Source organism: Cellulosimicrobium marinum, from assembly GCF_020551945.1.
Lineage (GTDB): Bacteria > Actinomycetota > Actinomycetes > Actinomycetales > Cellulomonadaceae > Cellulosimicrobium > Cellulosimicrobium marinum.
Window position 1 is genome coordinate 234,514 of sequence record NZ_JAJBZH010000005.1, and the last position, 22,023, is coordinate 256,536.

Below are 22,023 nucleotides of genomic sequence, written 5' to 3' on the forward strand. Positions count from 1 at the left end.
GGGCTCGTGCGGTAGTACGTGCCTAGAGGTCAGCCGCAGGACGCGGCGGGGGCGACCAGGTCGTGGAGGTCGGTGACGGTCACGCCGTCGACGTCGGCGCTCGCCGTCACCGTGACGGCGACCTCGTCCGCGGCGGCGGCGCGCGTGGCGAAGGACTGGTACGCGCTCGCGCCCGGGGCGAGCTGCGCGACGCTGCGCGACCCGAACGGGGTCGACAGCGTCACCGCGACGGGGACGTCGTCCTCGTTGGTCGCGCGGACGGCGACGTACGCCCGGCCGGCGAGGCAGCGCACCTGCGCCTCGGAGGCGACCGCGAGCTCCGGGTCGGCGGGTTCCTCACCGGGGACCGAGCCCGCGACGGACAGCTCGCTGATCTTCAGGTACGAGCCCGGGGTGTCGAACGTGACCCGCACCGCGTCCGTCGTCACCGCGTCGAAGGGGACCGTCGTCATCGACCCGTTCGGGGCGGGCGCGACGGCGCTCGCGGTCGTGGGCCACCACGTGCCCTCGGCGTCGCGGTGCTCGACCGTGATCCCGGAGATCGTGCCCTCGGTGTTCGTCAGGCGCACGGCGTCGACCGACCAGGCCTCGGCGGACTGGACCGTGAAGGTCACGCGGTCCTTCTTGCCGGTGCCGCCCGCCCAGGTGGACCACGCGGTCGACGTGTTGCCGTCGCACGCCCACGCGGCCGGCATGGTGCCGTACTCGGTCTGGTGGAAGGACGCGCTCACCGTGGTGCCGGGCTCGCGGCAGACGTCGACGGGCCCGTCGACCTCGACCGTCGCGGTGACGTACCGCCCGGCGAGGGGGCCGTCGCCCGCGACGTGCCCGACGAGCGTGTGCGTGCCCCGCGTGGCGAACGCGGCGTCGAGGCTCGCGGTGGACCAGTCGGCGGTGAGGTCGTCGTACCGCTGCCCGTCGACGGTGACGTCGAACGTGGGGGCGAACTCGTCGCGGTCGTCGACGTGGGCCGTGAAATCGAGCGGTGTCACGGGCTCGAGCGGGTGGAACAGGGACGTGTTCTCGGGGTCCCACGCGCCGACGTTCTCGACCGTGACGCGGCCGTCGCGCACCTGGATGGGTGCCCACACGTAGCGCGAGCGCTCGCCGGCGGAGCCGTTGGACTCGGTGATCCAGCGGTCGCCCATGTAGGCGAACCGGCCCGCCTCCTGGTCGAGCGCGATGACGAACGTCGGCTGGGAGTCGAAGCACTCGACGGGGTCGGCGGTCCCGACGCCGGTGCGCGCGGGGTCGCCGACGCACGGGTTGCCCAGGCGCTCCCACTGGCCGTTCGCCGGGTGCCTGTTGTTGTCGCCGACGACGGCCTCCGTGGGCGTGATCATCGACCGTGACCGGTACGCGACGACGGGCGTCGAGGCCCAGCCGTCCGTGCCGGACGTGAGCATGTAGTACCAGCCGTCGTGCTTGAAGACGCTCGACGCCTCGCGCGAGTAGTCGGGCAGGACGCGGTTCGAGAAGTCCTCGCCGAGCGTCGCGTCGCTGCCCGTCTCGAGGGGTCCCGTGTACTCGGCGTTGAGCCGCGACACGTACATCCACGTGTTCATCTCGGAGGAGTAGACGGCGTACGCGTCGTCGGCGACGGCGTCGACCGTGTGCTCACCGGCGTCCTGGAAGATCGTCATGTCGCGCGAGTCGCCCTCGCGGCCGGCGTTCGGCACGCCCGGCGCCCAGTTCATCTTCGTCGTGTTCACGAGCTTGAACGGACCCCACGGGGTGTCGGACGTCGCGAAGCCGATCTCGGCGCGCGAGTACCGCGAGCCGACGTTCTGGTCCGCCGGGTCGCCGCCGTCGCGCACCCAGCGCACGAGGTCGGCGTTGTCCGCGAGCGGGCCGTCGGCGTGGTAGATGATGACGAACTTCTTCGTCCGCGCGTTCCAGAGCATCTTGGGACGCTCCATGATGTTGATGTTGCCGTTGAGGCGGTAGGACGCGTTCGCGAGCGCGGCCTCGTCGTACGTCGCGGCGACGCCCGCCGCCTCGTCGGCCCACGTCTCGACGTAGGGGGCGACGAACGCCTTCGCGGCGTCGATGTCCTCCTGCGTGGACTGCGCGTCCGGCGCGGTCTTGTTCGCGACGTCCTGGAGCGCGTCGAGCTTCGCGGGGTCGACCTCGACGGCGTTCCCCGCGCCGTTGACGCGCAGCGTGAAGTGCTGGTGGCTCGGGAGCACGCGGCCCATGTCGTGCCACGTCGTGAGGTCGGTCGACCAGTAGCCGCGCACCCCGTCGACCGGGCGCGTGGCATGGGTCTTGTCCTCGCCGTACCAGAGCCAGACGTCGTCGTCGGTGTCGCCGTCGCCGGTGATGTCGAGCCCCACCTCGGCCTCGTGCACGGTGACGACCGAGCCGCCGTGGGCCTTGATGGGGTTGCCGTCCACGTCGGTCCAGGCCGTGCCGTCCGGTGCCGGTACGGTGCTCGACGTCGCGGCGGACGCGCCGAGCGTCGCCGCGAGCACGAGCGCGGTCGCGGCGGCGACCGTCGGGGCGACGGCACGGGCGAGGTGTTGGCGGGATCGTGATCGGGTCGGTCGGGCGGGCGCGGCGGCAGCGTCGGGCACGAGGATCTCCTTCGATCATCCGTTGCCCACGCGACGATCTCCTGTGATCGTTTGTGGTTGTTCGCGTGCTGCAACGTTCGTTCGTGTCCGAAAGTAGGCGCCGCCTCTCGGAGAATCAACCGAGGTCAGCAACGTGAAAGGAAACGAACACGGCTCGTCCCGGGCGGTGCCGACGCGGCGGCACGGCGGCACGACGACGGCCGGCCCCCAGGAGGGGACCGGCCGTCGTCGGGCTGCAGCGCGTGGCGGGGGACCGGCGTCGTGCCGGTGCCGCCCGCCGGGTCAGTCGAGCGGGCCGTACAGCGCCGGGCTGGTGCGCGCGTGGGTGGCCTGCTCGAGCGCGTAGGCGAACCCGAGGAGCGGCCCCTCGTCGAAGTCGCGGCCGAGGAGCTCGAGGTTCACCCCCGCGCCGGTGATCGTGGCGTCGGCCTCGACGGCCTGACCCATCGGCACGGAGACCGCGGGCATCCCGGTGTTGGGGCTCAGGCGCAGGTTCGTGCCCTGCGTCCCGTACGGGTTGCCGCTGGGGTAGACGAGCGCGTCGAGCCCCGCGTCGTCGAGCATCGCCGTGACGAGCGTCTTGCCCTCGGCGAGGACGGTCGTGTGCGTGCCGTCAGGGCCCGCCCACGCCTGGTAGGTCTCCTCGGTGATCGCGCCGCGCGACACGTACGTGCCGCGACGCGACGGGACGAACCGGCCCGTCTCGACGATCTCCGCGAGCGTGCGCGCCTCCACGGCGGGGGACAGGTGGTTCGCGACGTACGCGTCGAGGTCGTGCTTGAACTCGTTGGTCGAGCCCGAGCCCTCCGACAGGACGCTGCCGAACCCGTTCGGCAGCGCTCCCGTGGGCGCCGTCGGCGGGGTCACCTCGACGACCGTGGCGCCGAGCGACTCGAGCGTCGCCCGCGTCTCGGCCCACAGGCGGAGCGTCGTGCGGTTGTTCCCGAGCATCGAGGGCACGTACCCGATGCGGGCGCCGTCGAGCGCGTCCGCGTCGAGGTACTGGGTGTACGACGCCGGGACCTCGCCCTCCTGGCGCGCCGTCACCGGGTCGGCGGGGTCGGCTCCGACGACCGCGTCGAGCGCGACGGCCGCGTCCGTGACGCTGCGCGTTATGGGTCCGCCCGTGTCCTGGCTCAGCGCGAGCGGGATGATGCCGTCGCGCGACGCGAGCCCGACCGTGGGTCGCACGCCGACGAGCTGGTTGTACGACGACGGGACGCGGATCGACCCGCCCGTGTCCGTGCCGAACCCGATCCCGGCGAGGTTCGCCGCGATGGCCGCGCCCGTGCCTCCGCTCGACCCGCCCGCGGTGCGGCCCGTCGCGTACGGGCTCGCGACGAGCGTCGACGTGCCGGCCTCCTGGAAGGCGGAGAACTCCGACGCGAAACCGAACGCGAACTCGTCGAGGCTCGCCTTCGCGAGGATGACGGCACCGTCGGCGCGCAGGCCCGCGACCATCGTCGCGTCGGTCGCGGTCTGGTTGTCGTCCCAGCAGCCGCACCCGCCCGTCGTCGGCATGTCGAGGGTGTCGTAGTTGTCCTTCACCGCCACCGGGACGCCGAGCAGCATGCTCGTCATGCCCTGATCCTCGCGGGCGGCGTCGGCGGCCGCGGCGGCGTCGAGCGCCACGTCGCTCGTCGTGATGATCGACGCGAGCGGTCGCCCGCCCTCGGCGGTGTCGACGAGCGTGCGGTCGTACGCCGCGATCCGGTCGAGGTACTCCTGCGTGATCTCCACCGAGGTGGTCACGCCCGCGTTCATCGCCGCCTGCATGTCGACGACCGTCGCCTCGACGATCTCGAACGGGCCGTCGTCGTAGACGACGCGCTGCGACACCGCGGCGAGGTCCGCGACGGTGAGCGTCCCGTCGCCGTCGGCGTCGGCGAGCGCCACGTCCTTCCAGCCCTCGTCCTCGGCGGTCAGCCCGAGGCTCTCGGCGACGACGGCCAGGTCGTCGGCCGTGACCTGCGCGTCGCCCGTGAGGTCGAGCTCGGTGTAGTACGGCGCGAGGAACGCGGCGGTCTCGGTGGAGGCCTCGGGCGCGCCCGTGGCGGTCGGTGCGGCGGCGAGCGTCACGACGAGACCGGTGAGCGTCAGCGCGGCGACGCCCCCGGCCGCGCGGCGGTGCGTGTGGGTCACGGGTCGGTCCTTCCGGGGGTGGTGCGTGGAGCCGGGTGCGGGGTGGGTGCTCATCGGGACGCCACCGCCCGTCGGCGTGCGACGAGGACGCCCACGCCCGTCGCGACCGCGAGGAGCGCGGCGACGACGATCGCGGCGACGCTCGCACCGGTCGACGCGAGCGGTCCGCCCGTCCCGGAGCCCGTGCCTGCCGTCGCGGTCGACGTCGGGTCCGCCGTCGTGTCGTCGTCGGTGACCGGCGCCGTCGTGGCGGGGTCGGTGGGCGCGGCGGTGTCGGTCGAGGTGTCGGTCGGGGCGGCGGTCGGGGCCGGCGCCGCGGTGATCGCCGTCGTCGCGGTGCCCGCGTCCTGCGCCGTCTGCGTCTCGGAGTCCGCGCCGACGAAGGTCACGACCGGGACGTCGAACGTCGCGTCGCCCGCGGCCACGGCGGTGAACGTCAGCGTCGCGAGCGTGACGTCGCCCTCCAGGCCGGGGGACGAGCCGAGGCGCGTGTGCGCGACCGCCACGGTCCCGGTGCCGTCGTCCACGACGTCGGAGAACCCGCCGTCGGGCGTGGTCGCGCCGTCCGCGACGGGCTCGACGAGGTCCGCGTCGTAGGCGACCGCGAGGTCGACGGCGTACAGGTCGACAGCGCCGGTGACGGCGACGGTCACCTCGACCGTGTCGCCGACCTCGACGGACTCCGGCGCGGTGACGGAGAGCTCCGCGACCGACGGCGCGGCGAGCGCCGCAGGGCCGGTGGACACGGCGGTGAGCAGGCCCGCGGCGAGCGCGAGCCCGCCCGTGAGCGTGGCGCGTCGTCGTGCCCGACGGCGTGTGGGTGCGTGGGTCATGGGGGAGCGGTTCCTTCCTGGCGGGCAGGGGCGGTGGGTCCCGTCGCCCGCGGGTCATGGCGGAGCCCCCTGCCGCGAGCGATGCTCACAGGACGCTGTTTCCCGGCGGTTTCGCGGGTGTTAGCGAGAACGTGCACGGTGGTATCGGTTCTGTCGCGGTGGGTCCGCAGCCCGCGCCGCGCGCGGGATCGCGCCGATCAGGGTGTCGGACGCCAGGTGTAGGGTGACGTCCGTCACGCTGCTGCTGCAGCGAGTCGGGACGAGGAGCCGGGTACGAGGAGGCGGTGGCGTGGTCGAGATCGTGTTCCGGGTGCGCGACTGGCACCTGGTCGACGGGACGCTCGACAACACCGGCGCGGTCGAGCGCGTCGGCGGCGACGAGGCGCTCGCCGAGGCGGCAGGTCGTCTGCGGGAGGCGGGCTGGGCCGCGGCCGCGCAGCACCCTCGGGTGCAACCTGGTTGGGGCTGGCCGCCCGAGGACGACGACCTGGCGGTGACGCTCGACCGCGGCGACTGGGCGCTCGTCGTCTCCGAGCTCCACCGCTGGGCGGACGTCGGCGACCTCCAGGGTGACCGGCAGGGCGACCCTCTGGGCGCGGACGACGCCGCGTCGTCGCGCCGGATCGCCCGCGCGATCGAGGCGCGCCTCGCCGACCCGGCCGCGGACGGTACCGCGCCGGGGACGAGCGCCGGCACGGACGCATGAGCGCCCCGCCGCGTGTCTCGTGGCCCCAGGCGCTCGCGTGGCGGCTGGGGCGGCACCTGCTCGACCCCGTCGGCGACGTCGCCGCGGCCGACGTGGTCCGACGGCTGGGCGCGGTCCCCGCCGCGTCCGACGCCGCGCTCGCCGTCCGCAGCCGGCAGAGTCCGACGCGGCGTGACGCCGCCGGGCCCGACGAGATCCCGCGGGCGCTCGCCGACGGCAACCTCCTCGCCGTGTACGCGTTCCGCGGCGCGACGCACCTCGTGACGCCCGAGGACGGCGGCGCCTACCTCGCGCTGCGCGCGGCCGGGCGCATGTGGGAGCGGTCGTCGTGGCGCGAGTACTACCGGCTGGAACCCGACGACTGGCCCGCGCTGCGCGCCGCCGTGCGCGACGCGCTCTCGTCCGGTCCGCTGACGCGCGCCGAGCTCGGTGACGCCGTCGCCCGCGACCCCGCGTACGCGCACCTGCGTGCCGCGTTCGCCGACCCGTCCCACACCTTCCTCAAACCGTTCGGGTGGCAGGGCGACCTGTCCTTCGGGCCGTCGCGCGGCCAGGAACCCACGTTCCAGCGCCTCGACACCCACCCCCGCTGGCGGCCGTGGCCCGACCTCGACGAGGCCGGTCACCACGCCCTGCTCCACTACGTCGGCACCTACGGCCCGGTCACCGAGGCGAACGCCCACTACTGGCTCGGCGAAGGGCTCGGGGCCGGTCGCGCCCGGATCCGGCGCTGGTGGGCCGAGCTCGCCGACCGGTTCGTGGAGGTCGACATCGACGGCGAACCCCGGGTCGTGCTGCACGACGACACCGAGTCCTTGGCGGCGGCCGTGCCGTCGACCGCAGTCCGGCTCCTGCCCGGGCACGACCAGTGGGTGCTCGGCCCCGGCACCGCCGACCCGCACGTCGTGCCCGCGGCGCACCGCCAGGCCGTGAGCCGCGGGGCGAACCTCGTCGTCGCCGGAGGCACCGTCGCGGGCACGTGGGCGCTCGCGGGCGACGAGGCCGCGATCACGTGGTTCGGCGACCCCGCGCCGTCGGACACGGTGTCCGCGGAGGTCGCGCGCCTCGGCGCCGCGCTCGACCGACCGCTGCGCGCCGGGGCGCGCTCGTGAGGCCGGCGCGCGCCGCTTCCACGACCTGACTGGTCCGCCCGTGGTCGCGGTGGCCGAGGACCTGCACCCCGCGTCGTCGTGACGACGTCCCCGTCGGTACATCTGGCACGATCGCCCCGTGGACCTGACGCTGGACGAGATCCGGGCGGTCGCGGGCTACGCGGCGTGGTGCGCGGAGCGGGTGCTCCCGCTCTTCGAGGACGAGCACCCGGACGACGTGCGACCGCGCGCGGCGGTCGACGCCGCGCGTGCCTTCGCCGACGGGGAGCGGCGGACGACCGCGCTGCGGACCGCGGCGTTCGCGGCGCTCCGAGCCGCGTCCGGAGCGCGAACACCCGCAGCGGCCGAGACCGCTCGAGCCGCGGGCCATGCCGCGGGCGCGGCGTTCCTCCACCCGCTCGCGCAGGCCACCCAGGTGAAGCACGTCGTCGGTTCGGCGGCGTACGCGGCCCGCGCCGTGGAGCTCGTCGAGGGTGGCGACCCGGCCGTCGGTGAACGCTCGGTCCAGTGGGCTCGCCAGAACGCCCCCGACACGGTCGTGACGGTTCTCCGTCGGTACCCCGCGGCCCCGCCCGGCGGCGGTCGGGTGGGTGAGCTCGTGCGGCTGCTCGACGACCTGCTGCGCACGTGAGAACGGTCGAGCGCGCCGTCGACGGCTCACGGCCCGCCGACTGACAGCTTCCGCGAAAGTGTGAGTAAGCGCCGCGCGCAGTGACACGTCATCGAGCCGTCGAGAGGGGTGGCGAGGGACACACGTCGGTCGCAGGTGCTCGTGACGAGTGGAGGACGACATGGATGCATCATGTATCTATGCCTCGAACTACCAGCGGCTCCGCCACGGAGCAGGCCTACCGGCACGTCAAGCGGCTCGTCCTCGAAGGGACGTTGCCCGGTGGCTCGATGACGAGCGAGGGGGACGTCGCCGACCAGCTCGGCATGAGCCGCACGCCGGTGCGCGAGGCGTTCCTGCGGCTCGAGACGGAGGGTCTGCTGCGCCTGTACCCGAAGCGCGGGGCGCTCGTCGTGCCGGTCGCGCCCGGTGAGGCGGACGACGTCCTCGACGCCCGCCTGCTCGTCGAGACGCACGCCGCGCTGAGCGTCGTGCGCCTGCCCGACACCGACCTCACCGCCCTCGTGGCACTCCTGCGCGACCTCGTCGTGGCCCAGGAGGCGGCCGTCGCGGACGGCGACGTCGCCGAGTACGCCACGCTCGACGCGCGCTTCCACGCCGAGATCGTCGCCGCGGGCGGCAACGCCCTGCTCACCACCTTCCACGCGACCCTGCGCGAGCGCCAGCAGCGCATGGTCGCCCACAGCGTCCGGTGGGACGCGGGCCGCGCCGCGACGTTCGTCGCCGGGCACCGCGGCCTCGTCGACGCGCTCGAGGCGCGCGACACCCGCACCTACAAGCGCCGCGTCCAGCGCCACCTCGACGACGCGCGGGCCGGGCTGTGAGGCGCCCGACCGCCGCCGGGACCGAGGCGAGCGAGGAGGCGAGCGAGGAGACCGGGCGGGGTTCGCGCGTCGGGCACCGGGCCTGGCTGCCCGTCGCCCTGACGATGTTCGCCGTCGCGTGGGGCGGGAACGAGTTCACGCCCCTGCTCGTCATGTACCGCGAGGTGGGGCACTTCTCGGCCGTCACGGTCGACGCCCTGCTCGCCGCGTACGTGCTCGGCATCGTCCCGGCGCTGCTGCTCGGCGGGCCGCTGTCCGACCGGTACGGACGCCGCCCCCTGCTCCTGCCCGCGGCACCCGTCGCGCTCGCTGGGTCGCTCGTGCTCGCGGCGGGGGAGTCGTCGGCCGCGCTCCTCGCCGTCGGGCGCGTGCTGTGCGGGGTGGCGATCGGGCTCGTCATGGCCGTCGGGACCACCTGGGTCAAGGAGCTCGGCGACGCCACCGCGCGCGCGACCGGCGTTCCCGACGGCGGCTCCGCCCCCCGGCGCGCGGGCCTCGCCCTCACGCTGGGGTTCCTCGTCGGCGCCGGCGTCGCCGCCGTGCTCGCGCAGTGGGCGCACTGGCCCACGCACCTCGCCTACGTGCTGCACGCGGCGCTCGCGGCCGTCGCGGGGGTGTGGGTGCTGCGCGTCCCCGAGACCCGGTTCCCCATGGTGCCCGACGGCGCCCGGCCGGCCCGGCTGCTCGACGACCTCCGCGTCCCCGCGGTCGCACACCGGCGGTTCCTGCGCGTCGTCGTCCCCGTCGCGCCGTGGGTGTTCGGGTGCGCGGGCAGCGCCTATGCCGTGCTCCCCGGACTTGTCGCCGACACCGCCGACGGCGCACCCATCGCCTTCTCCGGGCTCATGACCGTCCTGGGGCTCGGGTGCGGCGTCGGGATCCAGGTGCTCGGCCGGCTCATCGACACCCGGCGCAGCGCGCGGGCATCCGTCGTGGCGATGGTGATCGTCGTCCTCGGCATGGGACTCGGCGCCCTCGCGAGCGCACGCCTCGACCTCCCGACCGCGCTCGCCGCGGCCGCCGTCCTCGGCGCCGGGTACGGGCTCGCGCTCGTCGCCGGGCTCAGCGAGGTCCAGCGCATCGCCACACCCGACGACCTCGCCGGCCTCACCGCCGTGTACTACTCGCTCACCTACCTCGGGTTCTTCGTGCCCGTGGCGCTCGCCGCGCTCTCCGTGCGGTGGGCCTACACGCAGATGTTCCTCGGCGGGCTGGTCGTCGCCGCGCTGTGCCTGGTGGTCGTCGCCTGCGCGTGGCGCGCGCACCTGCCGACGGGGGAGACCGACGTCGCGGTCGATGCCGCCGAGGAGACGGACCGCACAGCCCCGACCGGGGCAAACGGTGCGCTCGACGAGGCGCGGATGGGGTAGAGTATCCGAGGCTTCACGGGGTCCGGACCGCTCGGTTCCGGCCCGGTGATCCAGCCACGGGCTGTGGCGCAGCTTGGTAGCGCACCTGACTGGGGGTCAGGGGGTCGCAGGTTCAAATCCTGTCAGCCCGACAAGCAACTCGATGAGCGTGAGCTCGTCGAGTTGTTGTTTTCTGGGACGATTTCGCAGTTTCTGGGACGATTTCGCAGATTGAAAGATCCTCATTGTAATGACGCTAGGGGATGCGATGGAGCAGGGGTTCTCGCCGTCAGGCCTGCGACGTTTGTGGGACCTTGAGACGCGAAAGGGAAAGGACCTCCTTCCGCTGTTCCCAGTGGTCGAGAAAGAGCAGGCGATCGTACGGGATCTTCGTGCTCAACTCCGCGAGGCCCAGTCTGGCAAACTCGCGCGACCGATACCATTAAGCGTGGAACAGTTGGAAGCCTCTCTCCACGGCGCGAGAGAGGCGGCCGAAAACACTCTTGTCGGAGCGCTCGATGGTACTAGTATAAGCCTGCTAGGAATGCTGGAGAATGGCGCGTTCCCATGGGGCATAGCCCAAAACGGCCACGCAAATGGGCGATCCATATTCAGATACGGTCAATCGGCAGAAGTCTACTTTGCTGATAAGCACCTGCAACGCGTAATCCGCGCTGCCACCGAGTCTCGATCGGTTTCGCGCCACCAATCAACCTCGGGGCTGCTCAGGACGCTTGACAATCGCTTGCCAAAAACGGTCGTCAGATTCGACGTTTCCGCATTCTACGAAAGCGTCGATCACGACGTACTTCGGGCACAACTTGGTCGCACGGCTATGAATGCGACGCCGCGTCGACTAATCGATGGGTTCCTCGATGAATCCGCGGCATTGCTCGGCGTGCCCGTCGGACTTCCCGCAGGTATCGGCATGAGCGCCGCGCTAGGCGACCTTCTGCTAAGCGTCGTGGACACGCGCTTCCGGTCTCTGCCGAACATTCTGTACTATGCGCGATATGTCGATGATGTCGTCATGGTGCTCGCAGACGGCATTCGCGGCTCCTTGAGCGATGATGCTATTCGAGACATGATCGCAAGCGAACTTGGCGCCATAAGACTGAGGTCCCACCCAAAGAAGGAAGCAATCTTGCACCCGTCGCGCGGCGCCGGTGCTACGCAGTTCAATTTTCTCGGCTATGAGATTTCGATGAAGGACAAACTCAGCGTTGACATCACGCATGAGCGCGGACAGCGGCTCCGCAAGCGGATCGACCGCACCTTCGCCGCATGGAGTAATGCTAACTCGTCGAACCATGGGAAGCGCCGACTACTTCTAGACCGATGCCGAATGCTCACGGGAAACGTTCGCCTGACAAACAACAAGCGCAATGCGATGGCCGGCGTGTATTTCACAAATCCCCTGATCACAAGCTTGAAGAAGTACCGCGGTCTCGACAATTACCTCGCGCACAAGGTGTCGCAGGCCAGTCTTCCGGCTGAACTCATGAAAGTGCTCGAGAGCCTCTCCTTCGTTGACGGCTTCCAACATAGAACAGTGTACGTCTTCGAGCCCCGCCACTTAAGTCGAATCAAAGGTGTCTGGAATGGCTAAGGCGCGGCGCAATATCCGTAAACGTGACGCGCGCGTGCTGCTTAGCGAAGTTCTGCCGTACGAGATCCCTCCGAGTTTCTCTAATCGAGGGCTGTACGACTTCTTGAACGCAACCCAGCTGTCCGTCTCGCAAGGCGTGGCAGAGGCGCGTATGGTCGGGGCCGGGACCGAACTGCTGCTGCGGGTAATCATGGGATGGAAGGATGGCCCGAAGCTAGCGAAAGGCCAGGGGACTTCCGGCAAGCAGCGCTTTCTGGGAAACCCGCACCCATTCACGGTGCCGTTCCAGTTCACAATACGGCACAATCGGAACGACTATCGAACCCTCACGGTGCCGCATCCCGCAGCACAATTGGAGATATCTGCATTCTACGCACGTTATGCCGATCTGATCCTCTATCATACGTCGCGTAGCAATTTTTCCCTTCGTCGACCGGCTCGCGTCGCACGTTATAGCGTGGTGCGTGATCGTGTGTTCGAGTCAAAAAGGGGTGGTCTCGATCCTGTAGAGGAGGATCACCGGGAGTACGATTGGATTCGCTCCTATTTCACGTACGAGAAGTATTCAAGTATCTTCAAGTTCTACGATTCGCGGGAGTATCGCGAGCGCGAACGCAGGTACGGCTATCTGGTCCGTGCGGACGTTGCCAAGTGCTTTGACAGCATATACACGCACTCAGTTGCTTGGGCGGTCCACGGACATGACCTCGTCAAGTCCAATCTCAATCGATTGGAGGGCACCTTCGGTGACGATTTCGACCGCCTAATGCAGCGGCTGAATCATCGCGAGACTAGCGGGATCACCATAGGTTCTGAGTTGTCCCGGATCTTCGCTGAGATAGTCCTTCAAGCGGTCGACGTCGACGTCGAAAGAGAACTTGACTCCCACGGGTTACGATTCGGCGTCGACTATGATGTCCTTCGATATGTAGATGACTACTTTATTTTCCTGGCGGATGAACACAACAAGAGCCGCGTGCTCGATACACTCGCGCGGCATCTCCGGCGCTACAAGTTGCACTTGAATGCTGCGAAACAAGAGGGTGAGTACACTCCTTGGCTTTCGCCACTGACGGTGGCAAAGCAACGAGTTGCAAAGCTAGTACGTAAGTCGGTAAAGAGGGGTCGGGGTTCCGCGGGGAAAGACGCTCTTGCGCGTCCTCGCGCCGACGTGGAACGCCTTAGCATTGGCTACAAGGCTGTGCTCATCGACACTGGAGTCGGGCACCACGAGCTCGCGAATTATACTCTTGCGCAGGTCGAGTGGGCGGTGGAGCGGCTTATCAGATTCTCTCAGAGTGAGGTCGAGCGTGCGGCCGGAATGTCGCCCACTGAGCGAGTGGAGCATGTAGGCGCAGTCGTGGATGCGCTCCTTGGAGTGATGGAGTTCGCGTTCTTCGCATACTCGGGTGCTCCTCGTATGAGCCCAACCGTCAAGATCGCGCGGATCATGAGTTCAATTGTTCGCTTCGGCCGTGAAGGGTTTGTTCTTTCGCACGACCGCGAGCGCATCGAAGCGGCTGCGGGTTCCGAGGTGGTGGCGCAGATGAGGCGCCTGGCTGGTTCGGATCCCGACGCCGTAACTGCAACGTTATTGGATTGCGTGTCGTTTCTCGGGTCGGAGCACGTTCTGGACGAGGTAACGATGATCCAACTCCTCGGCTTCAGGGAGGCCGGGACGAGGCTAGAGCCGCCCGGGAGTATGAACGCCTTTCTGCTTTTCAGTATACTGATGCACACTCAAGGCGCTCAGTCATATTCATCGATTGTCGAGTCGTCGCTGCGTTGGGCGACCGGGCTTCTGGAGAGAGAGCCGAATGACGCAGAGCGCGCTATCGTGAGCCTGAACTTGCTCTCGTGCCCTTTCGTGGACGACGAGTTGAAGCAGCGGGTCGCAGGAGCTTACGGGGTGTCGTCGTCCTCGGTGTCGGTAAGCCGCTTCGGAAGCGATGGCCCTCTAGGTAACGTCAGCTGGACGGGGTTTGATCTTTATGATGCGTTGCAGCGGAAGCGTCTGTACGAGGTATACTGACCAAGCGTCCGGGCAACTGTTTCGGCAGACCACACACCAGCGCGGAGCGCGAGGCCCGGTTTAGCGCTCAGTCTCGATGGGGCGTGGCAACACGTCCCATCGAGATCGCGCATTGCCTTCTCGCTCGGTGCTGTTTCGGTTCTGATGAGATGTTGTGCGCGTCGGGCTCGGCTCACCGGTAGCCCGGTCGAGTGGACCGCGTTGCGTTCGGCTGCTTCGAACGTACGGACGTCGCGCAACGTGCGGAGCTTCACCCGCGAGGGCGATCGGCCTTCCCGGACGGGTAGCAAAGAGTGGGAGTCGTCCCCCGCACCGGAGACGCGCTGGGCGCGGCGTCGCACCGCGACGACGGGCACCATGGCCGACACGTAGTACTTCACCTTGTTGGTGCTGATGGCCAGCGCGTCGGCGATCTCGCGGTTGGTCCGCCTTGCGCGATGAGGGTGCGGATCTGGTTCTGCTGGCGTTCAGTTCTGCGCCGATGCTGTCCTTAGCGATCGCCGCCGGGTCGGCGGCGTCGAGCGGGGATCGCAGGTGCAGGTGGCCGCCCCCCGGGGGTCGCCCGACCCTCCAGTCGCCTTGGAGCTGCTCGACCCGTTGCGCGATGGGCCGGAAGCGGTCGTCCTCGCGGCTGGCGCTGCGGTGACGGTTGTCGTGGACGTCGACCAGGAGGTTCGTCCCGTCGCAGCCCCATCTGCCCGAGGAGCGCCACGCGGACGCACGAGCGCGCGCTCTCCGCGATGGAGGTCGGCACGGCGCGCCCGTTGGCGGGCGGCAGCACGAAGCGAATCGTCAGAGAGCCTTAGCGCGTCAGCGTCCGTAGTTCGGAGCGCAGGCGCTCGAACGCCTCGATCGCCGGTTCGAGGGCGCGGGCCCTCCTGAGCGCCGCCCGTCGGGTGTGTTCAGCGCGTCGACGGTGACCTGCTCGGCCCTCATCCGGGCCGAGCGGTCGGTGAGATCGCCCGACCGCAGCACCGCGAGGACCGACCGCAGCGCCACCTCGGCATGCTCGACGTCGCCGCTCTCGTCGATCCTTGGCCCACGCATCCGCAAACCCCATCCAGCGAGCCGGGCAACGAACCGAGCCGTCGCGAGGTCGCGAGAGGACGGCTGGAGGGATCGTCGCCGGTCGGGCGCGCGGCGTCGGACTCGATGCCGTGGGGCGGGCGGCCTAGGCTGAGGTGGAGCAGTCGGTGCCTACCTCGCGGAGGCCTTCATGCCCGGCTCCAGCATCACCGCGTGCCCGCTCCGTGGGCAGGTCGATCCGCGGCTCCTGCGATTCAGCGCTGGGGCGACTACCGGCGTTCTTGCCGTCGCGCTGCTCGTCCTCGACGTCGTTCGGCCGTTGAGCATCGGCCTGCTGGCCTCTCAAGTCGCGGTGTTCGCGTTCACCGCGTCCGTCAGCTTCCAGTGGACGCTGTGGGCACAGATCTACGCCCGCATTATCTGGCCGCGGATGGGACTGCCGGCCAGATTGGAGGACGCTCGGCCGCCGAGGTTCGCTCAGTTCGTCGGCTTCGTGCTCACCGCTGTCGCGCTGTTCCTCTTCATCACCGGCTTCGACGTCGCCGGCCACATCCTGACGCTGGTCGCTCTCGGCGTCTCGGCGATCAACGCGGCCACAAGCGTGTGCCTGGGCTGCAAGGCCTATTTGCTGTTCCGCCGCTCACGACCGGCCTGACCTCGACGGGACGAGCGCCGGTACCGGGCGACGGGCGAACAGCCGCACCTCGCAGGTCGCGGGGAACCCCTACGCTCGCTCCATGCCCACGCTCCTCCTCGTCCGCCATGGCCGCACCACCGCGAACGCGGGAGGGATCCTCGCCGGCCGGGCGGGCGGCGTCCGACTCGACGACGTGGGGCGTGAGCAGGCGCTCCGGGCCGCGGAGCGGCTCGGCGGTGTGCCGCTGGCCCGTGTGGTGACGAGCCCGCTCGAACGGTGCCGGGAGACCGCGCGGACCCTTCTCGACCACCAGGTGGGCGTGCCGGAGACGGTGGCCGAGCACGGCATCACGGAGTGCGACTACGGGCGATGGCAGGGGCGTGAGCTCAAGAACCTGGCGAAGGAGCCGCTCTGGTCGGTCGTGCAGTCGCAGCCGTCGGCGGCGACGTTCCCGGGCGGGGAGTCGCTTGCGGCGATGCAGGCGCGAGGGGTGGAGGCGGTCCGGCGGCACGACGCCGAGGTCGCGAAACGGTACGGGCCCGACGCGGTCTGGGCGGCCGTCTCGCACGGCGACCTCATCAAGTCGATCCTCGCGGACGCGCTGGGCATGCACCTCGACCTGTTCCAGCGCATCGTCGTCGGCCCGGCGTCGGTCTCGATCGTGCGGTACGGCCCGCACCGAACGGACGTCATCGCGACCAACACGGAGGCCGGTGACCTGTCCTGGCTGCGCGCGACCGCGCCGGCCGGGGACGCGCCCGTCGGCGGGGGAGCAGGGCACCCCCAGCCGGGCGATGAGGGCGACGACTCGACGTCGTGACGGGGTGCGCTCGTAGAGTGGGGACATGCCCACCCTCGTGCACGCGTTCGACTGGCCTGACCGCGTCGTGGTCGGCACCGTCGGGGAGCCCGGATCACGCACCTTCTACCTGCAGGCCCGTGAGGGCAGCAGGACGGCGAGCGTCGTCCTGGAGAAGGAGCAGTCCGCCGTCCTCGCCGAGGCGATCGAACGGGTCCTCGACGAGCTGATGGCGGCGCCCGACAACGAGTACAGCATCCCCACCGACGTGCCCGCCGAGCTCGTCGACGACGGCCCCCTCGACCAGCCGGTCGAGGAGGAGTTCCGCACAGGCTCGATGCGGCTCGCCTGGGACCCCCGCACGGCACAGGTCGTCGTCGAGGCGTACCCGCTCGTGGACGACGACGAGGCCACCGACGAGGACGACGCCGAGCCCGCGGAGGTCCTGCTCGTGCGGATGCCCGTCGGGACGGCGCGCGCGTTCGTCCAGCGCACCCGCGCCGTCGTGCAGTCCGGGCGTCCCGCCTGCCCGCTCTGCGGCCGCCCCGTCGACCCCGACGGGCACGAGTGCGCCCCGACCGACGAGGCGTGACGACCCCGCACGACGACCTCGACACGGCACCGCTCGAGGTCGTCGGCCGCATCCGCACGGCGTCCAACGCGACGTTCCTCGCGCGCATCGGCGACGTCGACGTCGTCTACAAGCCGATCGCCGGCGAGCGTCCGCTCTGGGACTTCCCCGACGGCACGCTCGCCGGCCGGGAGGTCGCCGCGTACCTCGTCTCGGAGTCCACGGGCTGGGGCGTCGTCCCGTGTACGTGGCTGCGGGACGGGCCGCACGGCCCCGGCATGGTGCAGTTCTGGCAGGACGTCGACCCGGCGCAGTCGCCCGTCGACGTCGTGCCGACCCCCGAGGTCCCGGACGGCGTGCAGACCGTCCTGGAAGGCGTCGACGAGGACGACCGGCCCGTCACCCTCGTCCACGAGGACTCGGCGGCGCTGCGCCGGATGGCCGTGCTCGACGTCCTGCTCAACAACGCCGACCGCAAGGGCGGGCACGTGCTGCCCCTCGCGGACGGGCGACGCGTCGGCGTCGACCACGGCGTGACGTTCCACGTCGAGCCGAAGGTCCGCACCGTGCTGTGGGGCTGGCTCGGCGCGAGCCTCGACGCCGACGAGCTCGCCGGTGTCGCACGGGTCCGGGACGACCTCGGCACCGGTCTCGACGGGGACCTCGGCGGCCGCCTCAGTGGTCTGCTCACGGCGGACGAGGTCGCCGCGCTCGCGGAACGGTGCGACGGGCTGCTCGCCGCGGCGCGGTTCCCCGCACCGTCGGGAGACATGCCCGCCGTCCCGTGGCCGCTGTTCTGAAATTGTTGCCATTGCATGCGTCGGGCGCAGAACAGACACTTCGGGCGAACAGTGCGCTTCGGGAAGGTCGCGTGCGAGTGGCGAGGCTGATCGTTTGTTGCGGCACCTACTCGGGGATTCTGCGCAAGTCGCGCACAGAGGTCAGCCGGCATCGATGGCTGCGAGCCTGCAGTTGATCGTCGTCCGAAACTCAGCAGCTCGCTACCGGGATGGTCGATCTGTGTCACAATGCCCTACATGACGGCCGGATCTGCGCCACAGCCAGCGGGCGATTCAGAAGTACTACTCGCGATGTACTCCGCACTCGTGGCCCGCCATCAGAGTTCCGATTCGCGCACCTGGCAGTTGGTTGGAATTGCCATTGCGGCGGAGGTGGCGTTATGGATCGGTCTGGGGCAATCGCTCAGTGCCGCCTTCTATCTGTTGATTGGCCTGGGCGCGCTCGCCGTGAGCGTCGTCTCGATCTTGGCAATCCGCTATACGGAACTGAGTTCGATGCTTGATCGACAACTGTTGGGTGCTTATGAGGATCATTTCGGAGTGCCTACCGAACTGCGCCTCCACCATGATCTTCGCCTAGAAGATCGTCTGTGGGAGATGAGCGGACATCTTTCGCCAGAGCGGCGGTCGCGGCTCTTTAAGCGAAGAATCGCGAAGAGGCGCCCGTCTGAACGGCGCGCGGGCGACGCCTGGGTGCTGTGGCGGGTCGACATGGTGCTGAGTGCCCTTGGCCAGCCATCGATTGTATTTACAGCGATTCTTGCCCTGGCAGGATGTCTCGGCCTAGGTCTCGGAGTTTATCAAGCCAGCGCGTCGCATGCCATTGCGATTTCAATTACCGCCCTGTCTCTCGTTGTCCTAGCGCTACCTTGGTTCACGTCGATGGATTCAGTCGTCGGAGGAAGGTTGCGGAACGGAGTTTCGAGAATTCTAGGCTAACGCTCACCGGCCTTCTGCTGATCGAAATTCTGACTCAGCGACCGTTCGGATCCGAGGCGTTGCGCGTGGGACGCCTCGGTTTCGTTGGCGCGCGCCTCGCCGTGGCGCAGGAATTTCACGCGCTCTACAGGGACCTCGCGCCCATCGGGCTGCGTGCGGAGGTACGCGGCCATCTCTATGACGAACTTGTCGATCGGCGTCGTGATGGTGCTCTCGCGCTGCCCCGGTAGTCGAGGTCCGTAGCGACCGGTGGAGTTACGTGCCTGGTGACGGGCACGGACTTGTCGGCGAGCTGCAAGAGCAGTGCTTCGCTGAGCATGACGGTCGCCGCCTTGGATGAGATCGTAACTCTGGGTCGCCCTCCGGGGCGCGTACGCGAGTTCGGACGACACCGTCACGATGATGCAGTCCGAACGCGCTCGACGAAGGCGTCGATGATGCGGATCGGCCCGAGCGCGTTGGTGGTGATCGTCTCCTCAGCCGTGGAGCGAAGCCCTCGGGCTGGTGCGAGTCCTCGACGCACTCGATCTCGGACATGGCGACGAGCGTATCGAGGTCGGGTGCCCCGAGCGCTCGTCCTTCGCTGCGGACGCGTTGCGCTCGGGGGTCGGTCGTGTCGGTGCGACCAGTGTCGATGCCGGGGCGCTTGGCGGCGATCCGCTCGAGCCGCTCGGTGCGGCGCCCGCCGACGATGACCGTGCTGCCCTGGTAGTGGACAGCGACGGCGAGCCGAGGCCGATGGCGCTCGGCGCGCCAGGGAACGAGAACCGTGCTGGTCGGGATATCCATGCCTCGATGCTCGGCGCGTGCGGGCGGCGCAGGAGAGACGGCCGAACAGGGACCGGCAATCCCTGGCACCGCCCGCGGCGAGGCCGGACGATCGACGCATGGACCGTGCCGCGCTTGCGGAACCCCTTCGCCGCCCCACAAGCCCCTGCCGCAGGCGAAGTCGGGCCGGTACTGTCAGGCGCTGCTAACCGAGGACCAACTCTGGGCGCTGCTCGTGCTGACCACCGCCCGGTAGCCGGTCGGTGGAGAAGGCCAGGCTGCTCACGGTGCTCGGCACGCAGGACCGCGCCGACTTGACCGAGACGGTCGGCACTCGCGTAGTGGGAGCGACGAGTTCTGCCTCCCTCGACAGTCTGTGACCTCGTACACGACGACCGAAGGAGAACCACGATGCGTGACGTGACCTACTCGATGAGCACGTCGGCGGACGGCTACATCGCCGGGCCGGACGGGGACTTCGCCTGGGGAGGGCCGTCGCCGGAGGCGTTCCAGCACTGGACGGACGAGATCCGCCGGGTCGGGACGCACCTGCTCGGCCAACGCCTGCACGAGACGATGCTCTACTGGGACGGGCGCGACGACGACCCGGCGCTCAGCGAGGCGGAGCGCGACTGGGCGCGGCTGTGGAACGCGCTGCCGAAGGTCGTGTTCTCCCGCACGCTCACGGAGGTCCAGGGGTCCCACGCCCGGCTGGCGACGGACGGCCTCGCGGAGGAGGTCGCGCGGCTGCGCGCGGAGCCGGGAGAGGGGGAGATCGCGATCGGCGGCGCAGGCCTCGCCGCGGACGCCGCGGCGCTCGACCTCGTCGACGAGTACCGCGCGATGGTCCACCCCGTGCTCGTGGGCGGCGGCACCCCGTTCTTCGCGCAGGCCGGTCGCCAGGTCCGACTGCGCCTCGTCGAGACGCGGCCGTTCCCGGACGGCGTCGTGCTGCACCGGTACCGCGTCGAGAGGTAGCGGCGCCCGGTATGCCGGGGTTGGTAGCGTGCCGTGGGTGTTCTCGAAGAGACGACGCGCCGCGCGGCGGCTCAGACCGGGCGACGGTCACGCCCTCGCCCGCTACCGGTGGTGGCAGCCGCTGTCGCGCGCGCTGCTGCACGTGCGGCTCGTCGGGCCCGACGGTCGCGAGGAGACGTGGTCGGTCGACGTCCGGCTCTGGGGCGACTCCGAGGACGGGGACGTGCGGGCCCGGCTCTACCGGGACGGCCGCCACGACGCGACGTCCAGGCTGCCGGCCGCCTTCCCCGTGCCGGGCGGCACCATCGAGGTCGAGGCGAGCGGGTACGGCCTCAAGCGCTGCCACTACGTGCCCGACGACGGCGGGCCGGCCCGTCAGCTCGTGCCCGACCCGGCGTCCGCCGAGGGGCGGCGGGCGCGCCTCGAGCGCGACCGGCCCGGCGTGAGCCGCGCGGTCGGGGTCGTCTCCTGGGGCGTCCTCGTCGTCGCGCTCGTGCTCGGAGTCCCGCAGATCGTCGAGCAGGTCTCGCAGATCCCGCCCGTGGCGGAGAACCTCGGCACCTTCACGTCACCGGTCCACCTCTCCGGGACGCTCAACGTCGCGCTCGTCGTCGCGACGGTCCTCGCCAGCACCGAGCGCGCGCTGCGCCTGCGCTACCACTGGCTGCTCGACGGCGGTCTGTTCGACGGCGACGAGTGAGCCCGGTGACGGACCCAGGCCACCGGGTTCACACCGGGCTCAGACCGGGTCCAGCGCCGGGACGGCGGTGGGCGCGAGCCCTGCCGACGCGACCGCGGCGGTGCGGCTCGTCGCGCCGAGTCGGGCGTAGACGTGCTCGAGGTGCGTGCGGACCGTCGCTGCGGAGATCCCCAGCGCGGCGCCGATCTCCTTGTTGCTCATGCCGATCTCGACGAGCTGCACGATCTCGCGCTGCCGCCCGGTGAGCGCGTCCGGCGTGCGGGCACGGTCCGTGGACGGTGCGGCGACGGCGGTGAGGACGTCGCGCAGGTGCGGCAGGAGCAGGCGGCAGATCGTGAGCTCCCGCTCGCCGAACGGTGACCCCGACGCGCGGGGAGCGAGGAGGCGCAGTGACCTCGCCCCGCCCAGCGGGTAGCCGAGGATCAGCTCGTCGTCGACCACGAGGTACTCGCGGTGCACGGGGTGCTCGGACCAGCGTCGCTCGCCGTACCAGGAGCGGATGCTCGTGGCGACGGCCGTCCCCGTGCGCTCGATGAGGCTGCACGGGCTCACCCACCAGTGGTCGACCAGCACTCCCATGCCGTCGTCGCCGTCGTCCGGCGACCACTGCTCCACGTCGGACGGGGCGACCTCGTACTCCTGGCCCGCCTCGACGCCCTGCTCGTGCTGGAGGGAGAAGTCACGCGCGTCCATGGCGTGGAACGCGACCCCGTCGCTGTCGAGCAGCCGCTCCAGACGTCGGAGGATCTCGGCGACGACCGCCGTGCTCGGGGCGTGCCGGGACACCTGAGCGAGGTCGAGGACGTCGCGCAGCACGACGATGTCGGCGCTCGACGGCGTGGAACGTGTCATGGGAGCCTCCCGTGTTCCGTCCTTCGACGATAGGACCGCCGAGCCCGCCGAGGAAGGCCGATCCGCCCGCGGGCGCCCACGGACGGCCCGGATACGACGAACGTCGTATGGCCGGGGCCGTCGACCGGGCCGGACGCTG

Annotated in this window: 19 protein-coding genes and 1 tRNA gene; 15 read left to right on the forward strand and 5 right to left on the reverse strand. The window is 70.2% G+C overall.

The window, feature by feature from the left end:
- Positions 1-29: 29 nt before the first annotated feature.
- The 3 genes from LGQ04_RS12855 to LGQ04_RS12865 form a co-directional block, all read right to left on the reverse strand.
- Positions 30-2,576 (reverse strand): glycoside hydrolase family 43 protein, encoded by a 2,547-nt coding sequence (locus tag LGQ04_RS12855; protein ID WP_229244273.1) that lies wholly within the window; start codon positions 2,574-2,576, stop codon positions 30-32.
- Positions 2,577-2,858: 282 nt separating this feature from the next.
- Positions 2,859-4,718: an amidase family protein gene (locus LGQ04_RS12860; RefSeq protein WP_229244274.1), complete on the reverse strand. Its 1,860-nt coding sequence runs from the start codon at positions 4,716-4,718 to the stop codon at positions 2,859-2,861.
- A gap of 50 nt (positions 4,719-4,768) precedes the next feature.
- Positions 4,769-5,551, reverse strand: coding sequence for a cohesin domain-containing protein (locus LGQ04_RS12865; RefSeq protein WP_229244276.1), 783 nt, complete (start codon positions 5,549-5,551; stop codon positions 4,769-4,771).
- Between the two features lie 289 nt (positions 5,552-5,840).
- On the opposite strand from LGQ04_RS12865, the gene LGQ04_RS12870 reads away from it, so the two are divergent.
- From LGQ04_RS12870 to LGQ04_RS12930, 13 genes are all read left to right on the forward strand, one after another.
- Complete coding sequence (locus tag LGQ04_RS12870; RefSeq protein WP_229244279.1) at positions 5,841-6,257, forward strand: hypothetical protein; 417 nt, start codon at positions 5,841-5,843, stop codon at positions 6,255-6,257.
- On the forward strand, positions 6,254-7,369 hold the full coding sequence (locus LGQ04_RS12875) for a DNA glycosylase AlkZ-like family protein (protein ID WP_229244280.1): 1,116 nt from the start codon (positions 6,254-6,256) through the stop codon (positions 7,367-7,369). The genes LGQ04_RS12870 and LGQ04_RS12875 overlap by 4 nt, the downstream gene beginning before the upstream one ends.
- Before the next feature lie 118 nt (positions 7,370-7,487).
- Positions 7,488-8,000, forward strand: coding sequence for a putative immunity protein (locus tag LGQ04_RS12880; protein ID WP_229244281.1), 513 nt, complete (start codon positions 7,488-7,490; stop codon positions 7,998-8,000).
- A 179-nt stretch (positions 8,001-8,179) separates the two neighbouring features.
- Positions 8,180-8,824, forward strand: a complete 645-nt coding sequence (locus tag LGQ04_RS12885) for a GntR family transcriptional regulator (RefSeq protein ID WP_229244283.1) — start codon at positions 8,180-8,182, stop codon at positions 8,822-8,824.
- Complete coding sequence (locus tag LGQ04_RS12890; RefSeq protein WP_229244285.1) at positions 8,821-10,194, forward strand: MFS transporter; 1,374 nt, start codon at positions 8,821-8,823, stop codon at positions 10,192-10,194. The genes LGQ04_RS12885 and LGQ04_RS12890 overlap by 4 nt, the downstream gene beginning before the upstream one ends.
- 57 nt (positions 10,195-10,251) lie before the next feature.
- Positions 10,252-10,325, forward strand: a tRNA-Pro gene (locus LGQ04_RS12895).
- A 116-nt stretch (positions 10,326-10,441) separates the two neighbouring features.
- Positions 10,442-11,782 (forward strand): antiviral reverse transcriptase Drt3a, encoded by a 1,341-nt coding sequence (drt3a, locus tag LGQ04_RS12900; protein WP_229244287.1) that lies wholly within the window; start codon positions 10,442-10,444, stop codon positions 11,780-11,782.
- On the forward strand, positions 11,775-13,814 hold the full coding sequence (drt3b, locus tag LGQ04_RS12905) for an antiviral reverse transcriptase Drt3b (protein ID WP_229244289.1): 2,040 nt from the start codon (positions 11,775-11,777) through the stop codon (positions 13,812-13,814). The genes drt3a and drt3b overlap by 8 nt, the downstream gene beginning before the upstream one ends.
- 1,216 nt (positions 13,815-15,030) lie before the next feature.
- Positions 15,031-15,495 carry a DUF4395 domain-containing protein gene (locus tag LGQ04_RS12910; protein ID WP_229244290.1) on the forward strand — a complete coding sequence of 155 codons (465 nt, stop codon included), beginning with the start codon at positions 15,031-15,033 and terminating at the stop codon, positions 15,493-15,495.
- A gap of 82 nt (positions 15,496-15,577) precedes the next feature.
- Positions 15,578-16,297 (forward strand): histidine phosphatase family protein, encoded by a 720-nt coding sequence (locus tag LGQ04_RS12915; protein WP_229244292.1) that lies wholly within the window; start codon positions 15,578-15,580, stop codon positions 16,295-16,297.
- 25 nt (positions 16,298-16,322) lie between these two features.
- Positions 16,323-16,868 (forward strand): DUF3090 domain-containing protein, encoded by a 546-nt coding sequence (locus tag LGQ04_RS12920; RefSeq protein ID WP_229244294.1) that lies wholly within the window; start codon positions 16,323-16,325, stop codon positions 16,866-16,868.
- Positions 16,865-17,647 carry an SCO1664 family protein gene (locus LGQ04_RS12925; protein WP_229244296.1) on the forward strand — a complete coding sequence of 261 codons (783 nt, stop codon included), beginning with the start codon at positions 16,865-16,867 and terminating at the stop codon, positions 17,645-17,647. The genes LGQ04_RS12920 and LGQ04_RS12925 overlap by 4 nt, the downstream gene beginning before the upstream one ends.
- A gap of 237 nt (positions 17,648-17,884) precedes the next feature.
- Positions 17,885-18,586, forward strand: coding sequence for a hypothetical protein (locus tag LGQ04_RS12930; protein ID WP_229244297.1), 702 nt, complete (start codon positions 17,885-17,887; stop codon positions 18,584-18,586).
- Here LGQ04_RS12930 and LGQ04_RS12935 read toward each other — a convergent pair.
- On the reverse strand, positions 18,583-18,978 hold the full coding sequence (locus tag LGQ04_RS12935) for a hypothetical protein (RefSeq protein ID WP_229244298.1): 396 nt from the start codon (positions 18,976-18,978) through the stop codon (positions 18,583-18,585). The two genes, LGQ04_RS12930 and LGQ04_RS12935, sit on opposite strands and share 4 nt — an antisense overlap.
- A 787-nt stretch (positions 18,979-19,765) precedes the next feature.
- Between LGQ04_RS12935 and LGQ04_RS12940 the strand changes: the two genes are divergently transcribed.
- Positions 19,766-20,332 carry a dihydrofolate reductase family protein gene (locus LGQ04_RS12940; protein ID WP_229244299.1) on the forward strand — a complete coding sequence of 189 codons (567 nt, stop codon included), beginning with the start codon at positions 19,766-19,768 and terminating at the stop codon, positions 20,330-20,332.
- A 37-nt stretch (positions 20,333-20,369) separates the two neighbouring features.
- Positions 20,370-21,032 (forward strand): hypothetical protein, encoded by a 663-nt coding sequence (locus LGQ04_RS12945; RefSeq protein WP_229244301.1) that lies wholly within the window; start codon positions 20,370-20,372, stop codon positions 21,030-21,032.
- A 39-nt stretch (positions 21,033-21,071) separates the two neighbouring features.
- Here LGQ04_RS12945 and LGQ04_RS12950 read toward each other — a convergent pair whose 3' ends face one another.
- Positions 21,072-21,884, reverse strand: a complete 813-nt coding sequence (locus LGQ04_RS12950) for a helix-turn-helix transcriptional regulator (RefSeq protein ID WP_229244303.1) — start codon at positions 21,882-21,884, stop codon at positions 21,072-21,074.
- Positions 21,885-22,023: the final 139 nt, after the last annotated feature.